Below are 11,223 nucleotides of genomic sequence, written 5' to 3' on the forward strand. Positions count from 1 at the left end.
TACAAATCTAATCATTTTTCATTACTAATCTCACAGGAACAAGTATTTTTTTTGTAAAATTTTCATAATATTCGTTTTTACATCATAAAATAAAAAATCCCCAGGAAACCCGGGGATTAATGCTATTTTAAGCGAATAGGTTATTTTTTGATGAACTTAGATCTGAATTGATCTTTTCCTTTATCATCTATAGTGATCACATATCCACCTTTAATTAAAGAAGAAACATTGATCTTTCCACTGTTGATATTTCCATCACTTACAAGCTGGCCGGCAGCATTATAAATTTTATAGGCAGCTTTATCTGAAACTTTTGTTACGTTCAGGATATCGCTTACCGGGTTAGGATAGATCTGGATTCCGTCATTAGCTTTTTTAATGTCGCTTGTTCCTAAATTTGGTGAAGTTACAACAACATTGTAGTCTTCAACTTCTCCGTATAAACCTACAGTCCCACATGGAGGTGTAGAAATTACATAAGGTGCCGACTGGTAATAGAATACACTGGCTCTCATTCTTAATCCCTGTCCTATAACAGCATTAGCCGGAACTGTAAATGAAGCTGTAACAGGGTTCTGTGTATTGGTTGTTGCATTAGAAACCATTAAAATTCTTTCGCTATCTTCAAAGCTTCCATTTCTATTGAAATCAATCCATGCAGTTACCATTTCCGGAACAGGAGTACTGGTCCATCCTTTTGTAATAGACAGTGTATACTGGTTACCTGCTACCAAATTGATCTGCAATGCAGGATTCGTAGTATAATTGGTATACACACTAGGACCTGAAGGGTTACTCGCTAAATTTCCTAATGATATGTTGGCAATATGATCATCTGTTCCGTTTCCGGATTGTACGTTACAATATACAAGACCTGGTGTTGTAAATCCTGAAGATGCAGAATAAGTTCCTGTAGTTCCAGAGCAAACTGTTGCAATTTGTACTTCGTATGCAGTTCCATCAACAAGGTTTGGCAATGTTACTGTATTTGAAGATGTATTAATAGTCTGCCAAGTCGTCTCAATTACTTTCTTATATCTTACAACATAAGTAGCCGTTGGTACCGGCGCCCAAGTTACTACAGCAGAACTAGGGGTAATGTTACTTACACCAATACCGCCTGGCGCAGTACCATCACAAGCGATTAATGTTACTACATTGATTGCTTTAACTGCATAGAATACATTACCTATTGAAGAAATTCTCAATTTAATGATCTGCCCATTCAATGAAGAAGGGAAAGAAAACACTTCTGAGCCATCATTGGCTGTTGTATTTGAAAGAACAGTCCATGATGTTCCATTGTCTGTTGTATAATCAATTTTAACATTCGCAGAATTGTATGGAGCCGAAGTTGTATTGGCCACATCCCATTCAACGGCAGTTGGTGAGTTATGATATACATACTGAGTATTCACTTTAAATGGTCCGTCATTTCCAACTACAATGGTTTGTGTTCCATAATTAGTCTGCTGTTCTGCAGGGTTTGGGTTATTATCTCTTACGGTTACAGCAAAGTTGGTTGTTCTTGCTACTTTAGAAACAGATTCCCAACCGTTGTTTGAATTATCCAACACTCCGTCAAGCACTGAAGATAATTTAGGGAAATATCTTGTAGGACTTGTACTCGCTGGCTGTGATCTGAATGTAGCCCCTGAAGTAGTCGTTCCAAGATTATTTTTATCGATAACAAGTGCAGCATTATCAATCTGTTCCCATACATAAGTAAGTGGGTTATTTTCCTGATCTGTAGCAGAAGCAGTCAATACAAACGCTGTTCCTTTAGGGATATTATAAGTAGGTAATGCAGCAACAACAGGAGGGTTGTTGGTAACCGGAGTTTCTACATCACATAACTTGTTGGTAAGATTGGTTTGAATCTGCTGGATGCTCACATGATGAAAAAACGGGTCAGAATGTGCTTGAACATCCGTAGTAGCACCAGTAATACCGGCATATCCCATAATAGTAGTCCCTGAACCTGGTTCAACATTCTTTCCGGCGGGTTCCAACGCATGGGCAAAGGTGTGGTTAGCTCCAAGCTGGTGGCCCATTTCGTGAGCGACAAAATCAATATCAAAATTATCCCCTACCGGGCTTGTACTCTGAGTAAAGGCAGATCCTTTTGCTCTATCAGTAGTCGCAACCGGAGATATACATACGCAACCGATACATCCTGCATTTCCGTTATTTCCCGCAGCATTAAACACGTGGCCTATATCATAGTTCTCGCTGCCTACCAATGATGTAAGCGTCTGCTGCAACTGTAAATTTAAATTGTTCGAATAGGGATCTGAGGTAGCATCTGTAAAAATAATATTCTCAAAATCCTGAACATTTAAGTGAAGAGCAAGGTCTTTTTCGAAAACGGCATTTACTCTTGTCATTGTAGCGTTCATAGCCTGAAGTGCCAATGGTTTGGTACCTCCATGAAAAGTAGTGTATTCTCCTGTAGCAGAAAGAGCCAATCTCATGGTACGGTACTTCTTGTCTGAGCTTCTGGAGAAATCTGTCGGCTGGTTATTGAAATTCTGCCCAGATCTACGCATTTGTTCTATCTGATGAACTTCATTTGGATTTTCTGATGTAGTACAGACAAAACTTTTACCTTCCGTGTTTACCGTTTTAGGATGAACGCCATAAAGTGTTTTATCTGCATTCTGTGGATCAATAAATTCATATTCCCCGCCTTTGATAATCATAGACTGGAAATCATTCGGAGCCAATGAGAATCTCAGGTATTTTTCAGGATCATCAATCCCAACTCCCACATAGGAGCCTAAATTATACCTGTCTGCAAGGGACTTTACAAGAACCGGAAAACTGTATACATTAAATTTTTCAATTTTCCCACTCAATGTCGGAATGGAAATAACCACTGGCTTACTTCCTTTTCCCATTTCCTGGGCATTTTTAAGCTGGTCTCTTAATAAGTTAATGTCCAGTTTGAAATTCTGCCTCACCATTCCGGTAGGTGATTTCAGATCAATTGACTTGACTTTTGTTTCCGGTTTAGCGGGCGACCACTGTGCGAGGGCCGTTCCTCCTACCAAACTTAAACATAAAGTAGTAATAAGTTTTTTCATAAATTACTTTTTAACAAATTCATATCTGGCAAAAATATAAAAAATATCCAACGAAACAGCCAAAAAGATAACTTTAAATTAACATAATAACATTAAAATCAATTATTAAACAACAAAAAAGACCAACAAAACGAATAATCAAATTAAAAAACAAAAGATAAAAATCAACAATATGAAAACAAATAACACATTATTTACAGCAATAAACACAGTAAAACTTAATTTATTGTATTTTAAGAAAATAACACTATTTCTTTTTTCATTCTACCCATAAACATAAAACTCCGGAAGTACCGGAGTTTTATGTCTATATCATTATTTATATTTTAAAACTTATAGGCAATATTCCATGCAAAGCCCATATTGAATTTGGAAGAACTTCTGCCAAATCCCGGAATGATCATTGGTGATATATTATCCTGCTTAGAAGTATATGCAAGATATCTTGGCTGAAGGTTCACATCAATATAAAAGTTAGAGTCAAACAACTGAACTCTGCCTCCCAGTGTTCCTTCCACCCAGAAAGAAGATTGAGAGGAAGACGGAAAGGCTACTGAGGAAGTACTTCCCCCAAATCCACGCACCGGGATAGCCATATATTCCTGGTTGTAAAAAGCTCCCCCAACTTTACCTCCGGCATAGAAACCATTGAACGGATTTTCTGTATCTTTTGCCAGCATATAAAATGCTCCCAACTTCACAAAAGGACCGCTTGCTTTGGCATCATACCCATTCTTCTGATACACATTTTTTTCAAAGCCTGCTTCAGCAATGGCATGAACATTTTCCTTTATTCTGGAAGAGATAAACCCCTGATACAGCATACGGTCTGAGAAAAAAGAGACCCCGGTATTCAGTGCATCAAGACCTACCATGAAATTAGGCTCGTATTTCCATTTGGTTTTCTTTGTTTCTTTTTCTTCCTGAGCCAGCGTCAGTATTCCGATCAGGCTAAAAAAGAAGGTAAATGCTAGTCTTGTCCTCATTCTCTATTTGATTTTGTGCTACTTCCGTTGCTTTTACAGGATCAGCTGTTATTAATTCTGCTTTCAGATTCTCATAGGATTTTTTTACACCACATCCCGGAGACACATAGGTAGCTTTTGTGGTATAGCTTATTCTTACCTGAGATTCTTTTCCCTTATCTTCTAACCTCACATAAACATCGGTATAGGCGTTATCATCCACTCTTAAGGGAGCAAGTACTGATTCAACATTCTGCTGTCTTCCCAGCTCCACTTTTCCGGAACCATAATCTACGGCAACATAGACGTTTTCCAACGCCTTAATTTTGCCATCCTGAGACTTGAAGCCTATTTTCATTCGCGGGGTTCCCTCTCCGCTTTCACAGATATCATCATCTCCTCCGCATGACCAAATCATACAAAGGCCACATAATACTATAAGGTATCTAAGGTATTTCATATTTCTATTTTGGGTCTAAAGCTTTTTCTATTCTGAAAACAAGATCTTCATAGTGGTATTTATTAACGGTATTGGGATCTGTTTTTACCGAAAGTTCTTTCTTTATTGTATTTAAATTACCTCTGGCAATGGCAGCAACATCAGATTTGTCTGAAACTTTTGTATCCACAAGTTTAATCAGGTTATCTACATAGCTTCTCTGAAGGTTTCTTCCATATACATCAGGATTCTGCTTTTTAATAATCGAATTATTAAGGTCTGCAAAAAGATCAATCACAGTATAGGTATTCTGATCAACCGCTTCCATCTGATACATATTCTGTAATACAAAAGGACTTAAAATTCTTGTAAGAACACCATTCTGAATTTCTTCAACCGTTTTTACAGGTGTTTTTCCTGTTTTTTCAAATATCTCTTTTTTAAGTAGCCATTGTGGTACTGTAAATACATTCTCTTCTAAAAATCTCATGGCTTCCTGCTGATCTTTTTTAGCAACTGCTTCATATACTACTCCGGACTGTTCTGCTGTTTTAGGAGTTTCCATCTGGCCACCAATGTATTTTGAAACATGTCCTGTGTACCTTCTGAATTGTGACACAACCTGATCATACATCATTCCAAGGTTTTCATAATCTTCATTTGGAGTCGCCGTCCATTTGTCAAGATTATCTATAATTCTCTTCAGGTTCTTGATTCCGTACGTACTGGCCACCATGGCATTATCTCCTACCTGCTCGCTCTGAGATCTAGGATCCAAAGGATTGGTTTCTGTACCAAACCAAAGTCTTTCATTCTTCAGGTTTTTAATAATCCATTTATTCAGATGCTCTTTTTCAGCATCCGGAGTATTGTACTGATAAAATCTCCTGTATCCCCATTCAATGGCCCAGTCATCATAGTCACCAATTCTTGGCATAATTCCTGAATCACCAATATTATCTTCCGGCTGTGCAACATAATTAAATCTTGCATAATCCATGATGGAAGGGGTATGACCATTTTTTTCCAGCCATTTTTTATCTCTTAACTTTTCAACGGGCACGGTAGAACTTGAGCCAAAATTATGCCTTAATCCTAAAGTATGTCCTACTTCATGAGAAGAAACAAAACGGATCAGTTCTCCCATCAGTTTATCATCAAACTTTACCTTTCGGGCTCTTTCATCATTAGGTGCAGCCTGTACAAAATACCAGTTTCTCAGCAGAAGCATTACATTATGATACCAATTGATATGGCTTTCCAGAATTTCCCCTGTTCTCGGATCGGAAATAGAAGGTCCTGAAGCATTGGGGACATCTGAAGGTTTATAGACAACGGCAGAGAATCTTGCATCTTCAAGACTCCATTCTGGATCTGTTTTAGGATCCGGAACTTTTGCGTACACCGCATTTTTGAAACCTGCTTTTTCAAAAGCCTTCTGCCAGTCGTTCACTCCCTGAATCAGGTAAGGAACCCATTTTTTAGGGGTTGCAGGATCAATATAGAATACAATAGGTTTTGCAGGCTCTACCAGTTCTCCTCTTTTATATTTTTCAAGATCCTGAGGTTTAGGCTCCAGTCTCCATCTTTTTACCAGAGAAATTCTTTTTACTCCCTGAGGATCTAAATCGAAGTCTGTATATCCGACTGCAAAATACCCTACTCTTGGGTCAAAATAACGTGCCTGCATCTTATTTTCCGGAAGAAGAACGAAAGATGAGTTAATCTCTACGGTATAGTTTCCGCTTACTTTCGGAAGATCGGCCGGTGGAATTCCCGGTAAAGGTCTGCCTAAGGTACGTGCAAAAGTTTTTGTGGTATTAACTTCTATATTTCCAGGGAATGATTTTACGAAGTTTACAAAAGACATATCTTTCTGAAAAGCTCCTACTTTGAAGGCTTCTTTATTCCTTACAGAGAAAGAAACCATTTCATTGTCAGAATTCAGGAGATCTGTTACCTCAATTACTGAAGATTTCTTATCATTTCCGTATGTTTTTACATCAAAAGATTTAATGATAGATTGCACATTATTTCTGATCACAGAATTATACATATCTGATGTAGAATCTTTTGCATAATCTACGTACGAAATAGATCTAAGAAGGATTTTATCTTTTGGACCTTTTTCAAAGGCAACTACCTGCTGGCCGATTTGGTCTCCGGCATAACCGGTAGTTCCCGAACGCATTCCTGCAGCTGCTTTGGTAAGTCTTGTTACCAAAAGGAATTCCTTTTTCAGCATTTTGTCAGGAATCTCAAAGTAATATTTATCTTCAATTTTATGAACGGTGAAAACACCCTGATCCGAAACTGCTTTATCGGTAATGATCTCTTTATAGGATTTCATAGCCGGTTTCTTCTTCGGGTCATCTTTTTTTACTTTGGCTGTATCTGTTTTTACTGCCGTAGAATCTTTCTCTTGTGCTTTCAATCCACTTTGTCCCAATGACAGCGCCAGCGCAATGAGTGCTGCATTCCTAAGGTTTTTCACTTCTTTCATTTAAAATTTTCAGGTTATATTTTCAAATTTAACTCATTATTTTTTAATCAACAGGGCTATATTTTCAACATGGTGCGTCTGTGGAAACATATCTACAGGAAGTATTTTCACCAAGGTATAGTGTTCTTTCATCAAAGCAAGATCTCTGGCCTGTGTTGCTGAGTTACAGCTTACATAGACTACTTTTTCCGGGGAAAGCTTCAGGATCTGTTCTACCACTTTCTGGTGCATTCCGTCTCTTGGCGGATCTGTAATTAACACATCGGCTTTAGGGTGATTTTCAAGGAACTCGTCATTAAAGATATCTTTCATATCTCCACAGTAGAAAGTACAGTTATCAAGACCATTGAGCTCTGCATGCTCTATTGCAGCATCAATCGCCTCCTGAACGGATTCTATTCCGATGACCTGTTTTGCATTTCTTGCTACATATTGTGCAATAGTTCCTGTTCCTGTATATAGGTCATAAACAACTTCAGTTCCTTTCAGATCTGCAAATTCCAGGGTTTTTCTATATAATTCAAGAGCTTGTTTATAATTGGTCTGAAAAAAGGATTTTGGACCTATTTTAAATTGAAGTCCATCCATTTCTTCCATCAGATAGCCTTCACCAAAGTAAACGTTGATATCCAGATCGTAAATAGAATCATTCGGTTTTGGATTGATGGCATATACCAGTGTTTTAATCTGAGGGAATTTTTCCAGTAAAAACTCAAAAAGCTTTTCTCTGTTTTCTTTATCTTCCTGATAAAGCTGGAATAATACCATCCACTCTCCTTTGGAGTTTTGTCTCATCATGAGTGTTCTCAGGAATCCTGCATGATTTCTTACATCGAAAAATTCAAGGCCGTTATTATCGCTGTATTCTTTTACGGCTAATCTTATGGCATTGGACGGGTCTTCCTGAAGGAAACATTCTTTAAGATCAAGAATTTTGCTCCACATTCCCGGAATATGGAAACCAAGGGCATTCTTATCGTTGATATCCTCCTGTGAATTGACTTCATCCAAGGTCAGCCAACGTGCATTGGAAAACGAAAATTCCATTTTGTTTCTGTAGAAATATTGTTCTTCAGCACCCAGAATCGGCACGGTTACAAAGTCATCAATTCCGCCAATTCTTTTGATATTATTATAGACTTCTTCCTGTTTGAAATCGAGCTGTTTTTCATAGCTCATATTCTGCCATTTGCATCCACCGCAGGCTCCGAAATGGATACATTTAGGTGCTGTTCTGAAAGGAGATTCTTCTACAATTTCTATGGCTTCTGCTTCAAAATATTTGGATTTAGCCTTCTTTACTCTGGCATTTACCAAATCCCCCGGTACTGCTCCTGAAACCAAAACAGTTTTACCATCCTCAGTTTTCCCTATGGCTACTCCTTTAGCCCCTGCAGCCAGAAGCCTGATATTTTCAAGAATTATATTCTTCTTCTTTTTCATCCTTAAAATTCAATTTTTTCTAAGACTGGATGGAATCTTTCGGTCTCATCCCTCAATTTCTATTTTTCTAAATTATAAAACCTTCCGGCTTTATCCCGCAAAAATACAATAAAAAAAAACCTTATCCGAGGATAAGGTTTTCATGTATGTTAAAGTTTACTATTTTACAGGTTCAGGCTGTGGATTTACAGGTTGTGCTGGCTGTGAAGGGTCTACCATCATTCCTCCTCCAGGCTGAAGCTGGATATTAGGATTTACTTTAGGGGCTGTAAGACCCGTCTGCTTGTCCAGAATACTTACCAGATCCTGTTCTCCGATATTAACAAAAGATCTGCTGGCAATTTTACCGTCTTTATCAATCACTACGAAACATGGCAGCTTAAATCCATAGATTCCGTATTTTTTTGCAACGTCTGAGTTCAGACCTCCTTCACCGTATACATTTACTCCCGGAATACCTTTCAAAAGAGCATTGCTTGTTTTGATAAACTGATCTTTTGTATCATCTAAGTTCACAAATGTGAAGTTCATTTTAGATTTATAGAAATTCACTACTTCTTTCAGAATTGGAACAGTTGCTTCTGCGATGTAGGGATTCCATGATGCATAGAATACAAGCATTGTTGGTTTTCCTTTTCCTTCTGAAATTTTATATGATTTCCCGTCTTGTTTAATTAATGAAGCATCCGGAGCTGCCTCTCCAACTTTCACACCAGTTATTGCCAGGTGAAGATCTTTTAAACTCTTTTTAATTCCACTGTCTTTGATCTCTTCATTAATGATCTTAGAAACTCTGTCCAGTGCTTTAGGATCTGCTCCCGGACGCATATCCTGAGCAGCGATAAATGAAAGAAGATAATCTTTCTTCGTCTGTGGCGTTTCTTCTTTCTGGCTTTTCAAAAACTGAGAGAATAGTTCAGTTAAAGTTACCCCAGGATTATTAGCTACTTTAGGCTCAGCGAATTTCTGGAAATCAGCGTTATATTTGTTTAGTAGGTAGCTTCTGTAGATAGGGCTTGTCTTCAGCATTTTATCTTTATTCTCCTGCAGCTTGTCTTCATAATCCGTAAAGGCTTTTGTTACTTTAAAAGCTGGGCCTTCTGACATTTTCTTCATCATTTCGTACTGCGCCATGATGGTAAGAACCGTACTTGAAACATCCATTTTCTTCCATTCTACGATGTCGTTATCAGGATTGAATTTCTTGATGTTCTCATCAATATTTTTCTTGATGTCGCTATCTATTTTCTGAACTCCTTGAAGAAATGTTTTTTCATCTTTTCTCATCAGTTCAGGAACGTTTGCTTTCTGTGCATAAGTTCCAAGATATTTTTGGGTAGCTACAAAGAAATCGTTATTCTTTTTAGCATCACCGGTAATCACATATTCCATAGGGAATGTAGCACCGTTACCGGAAATATTTAAAGTTTGACCTGCTTTTAAATAAATCAGATTTCTTTTCTCTCCGTAAGAAATCTCATACATCCCGTCTTTCGGGGCATCAAAGGAACCGGAAAAATTTCCGTTTTTATCTAGTCCTAAATTCACCAAAGGTAAGGTAGCAACACCGGAAGCCTCTATCAGCTCAATTCTTTCCAACGGTGATCCACCTGTGATTTTTCCTTTTACTTCAACTTTTTTTGAACAAGACATCGCAAAAACCGCGATGATAAACAATAAAAGATATTTTTTCATTTCAATTTTTAATATTACACAAAAATACGCTTTTTAGGGCTTGTTAATTCACCCTGATTATTTTTTTTGAAAAATTTATAACAACCCTTTAATAAGGCATTATACAATGCTTTTTATCTTTGTCAGATTCTCTGATATTCACAGAATCTGCTGAAAGACCATTTTCACTGTACATTATTATATGCTCACCAAATATAGACTTATTCTATAAAGAGCACCAAGTACTTTTCGGAACTTAACAAACTTTAACAGGAAAATAATTAAAAAAAATCGTCTCCAAAAATGAAGACGATTTTTTATTGTATTTAAATCAATTCTATCCCTGATCTACAAGAGCAGCCATGTATTCTCTGTTCATTCTTGCGATATTCTCAAGAGAAATACCTTTAGGACATTCTATTTCACATGCTCCTGTGTTTGAACAGTTTCCGAATCCTTCTTCATCCATTGCCTTCACCATGTTCAGAACTCTTCTCTTCGCTTCTACTCTACCCTGAGGAAGTAAAGCATACTGAGAAACCTTAGCTCCCACGAATAACATCGCAGATCCATTTTTACAAGTAGCTACACAAGCTCCACATCCGATACAAGCTGCAGCATCCATTGCTTTATCTGCATCTTCTTTAGGAACAGGAATTGCGTTGGCATCCAATGTATTACCGGAAGTATTCACAGAAATGAAACCACCTGCAGCCATTACTCTGTCGAATGCGCTTCTGTCTACCATTAAGTCTTTAATCACCGGGAAAGCAGCACTTCTCCAAGGTTCAATAACGATCGTTTCTCCATCTTTGAACATTCTCATGTGAAGCTGGCAGGTTGTGATACCTGTGTCCGGCCCATGAGCTCTACCATTGATGTAAAGTGAACACATCCCGCAGATTCCCTCACGACAGTCGTGATCAAAAGCGATAGGTTCTTTACCTTCGTTAATTAAATTTTCGTTCAGGATGTCTAACATTTCCAGAAAAGAAGAATCTGTAGACACATCTGATATTTTATAGGTCTCAAACTGACCTTTAGATTTATTATTTTTTTGTCTCCAAATTTTCAGCGTAAGATGTAAGCCTTTTTTTGCACTCATAATGTTAT

7 protein-coding genes are annotated in these 11,223 nt (G+C 37.7%); all 7 read right to left on the reverse strand.

Annotation, left to right across the window (positions count from 1 at the left end; genetic code table 11):
- Positions 1 to 140: 140 nt before the first annotated feature.
- The 7 genes from J2Y40_RS14620 to J2Y40_RS14650 all read right to left on the reverse strand — a co-directional run bounded on the left by J2Y40_RS14620 (position 141) and on the right by J2Y40_RS14650 (position 11,215).
- The gene (locus tag J2Y40_RS14620) at positions 141 to 3,086 is read right to left on the reverse strand and encodes a reprolysin-like metallopeptidase (protein WP_309999721.1); all 2,946 of its coding nucleotides are present in this window, start codon (positions 3,084 to 3,086) and stop codon (positions 141 to 143) included.
- Positions 3,087 to 3,412: 326 nt separating this feature from the next.
- Positions 3,413 to 4,072, reverse strand: coding sequence for a DUF6048 family protein (locus J2Y40_RS14625; RefSeq protein WP_153395898.1), 660 nt, complete (start codon positions 4,070 to 4,072; stop codon positions 3,413 to 3,415).
- The gene (locus J2Y40_RS14630) at positions 4,038 to 4,511 is read right to left on the reverse strand and encodes a DUF6452 family protein (protein WP_153395900.1); all 474 of its coding nucleotides are present in this window, start codon (positions 4,509 to 4,511) and stop codon (positions 4,038 to 4,040) included. Before J2Y40_RS14630 ends, J2Y40_RS14625 begins: the two co-directional genes overlap by 35 nt.
- A 4-nt stretch (positions 4,512 to 4,515) precedes the next feature.
- Positions 4,516 to 6,993, reverse strand: coding sequence for a zinc-dependent metalloprotease (locus J2Y40_RS14635; RefSeq protein ID WP_153395903.1), 2,478 nt, complete (start codon positions 6,991 to 6,993; stop codon positions 4,516 to 4,518).
- A 36-nt stretch (positions 6,994 to 7,029) separates the two neighbouring features.
- Positions 7,030 to 8,436: a 23S rRNA (uracil(1939)-C(5))-methyltransferase RlmD gene (rlmD, locus tag J2Y40_RS14640; protein ID WP_153395905.1), complete on the reverse strand. Its 1,407-nt coding sequence runs from the start codon at positions 8,434 to 8,436 to the stop codon at positions 7,030 to 7,032.
- Between the two features lie 159 nt (positions 8,437 to 8,595).
- Positions 8,596 to 10,131, reverse strand: coding sequence for a TlpA disulfide reductase family protein (locus J2Y40_RS14645; RefSeq protein ID WP_153395907.1), 1,536 nt, complete (start codon positions 10,129 to 10,131; stop codon positions 8,596 to 8,598).
- A gap of 316 nt (positions 10,132 to 10,447) precedes the next feature.
- The gene (locus J2Y40_RS14650; protein WP_076551643.1) at positions 10,448 to 11,215 is read right to left on the reverse strand and encodes a succinate dehydrogenase/fumarate reductase iron-sulfur subunit; all 768 of its coding nucleotides are present in this window, start codon (positions 11,213 to 11,215) and stop codon (positions 10,448 to 10,450) included.
- Positions 11,216 to 11,223: the final 8 nt, after the last annotated feature.

The sequence above is a fragment of the Chryseobacterium sp. 2987 genome, from assembly GCF_031456375.1.
GTDB classification, from domain to species: Bacteria; Bacteroidota; Bacteroidia; order Flavobacteriales; family Weeksellaceae; genus Chryseobacterium; species Chryseobacterium vaccae.

What these genes read in the sequence shown, in the direction of transcription:
- J2Y40_RS14620 (WP_309999721.1), bottom strand. Translation starts at nt 3,086, where the DNA reads ATGAAAAAACTTATTACTACTTTATGTTTAAGTTTGGTAGGAGGAACG.
- J2Y40_RS14625 (WP_153395898.1), bottom strand. Translation starts at nt 4,072, where the DNA reads ATGAGGACAAGACTAGCATTTACCTTCTTTTTTAGCCTGATCGGAATA.
- J2Y40_RS14630 (WP_153395900.1), bottom strand. Translation starts at nt 4,511, where the DNA reads ATGAAATACCTTAGATACCTTATAGTATTATGTGGCCTTTGTATGATT.
- J2Y40_RS14635 (WP_153395903.1), bottom strand. Translation starts at nt 6,993, where the DNA reads ATGAAAGAAGTGAAAAACCTTAGGAATGCAGCACTCATTGCGCTGGCG.
- rlmD (WP_153395905.1), bottom strand. Translation starts at nt 8,436, where the DNA reads ATGAAAAAGAAGAAGAATATAATTCTTGAAAATATCAGGCTTCTGGCT.
- J2Y40_RS14645 (WP_153395907.1), bottom strand. Translation starts at nt 10,131, where the DNA reads ATGAAAAAATATCTTTTATTGTTTATCATCGCGGTTTTTGCGATGTCT.
- J2Y40_RS14650 (WP_076551643.1), bottom strand. Translation starts at nt 11,215, where the DNA reads ATGAGTGCAAAAAAAGGCTTACATCTTACGCTGAAAATTTGGAGACAA.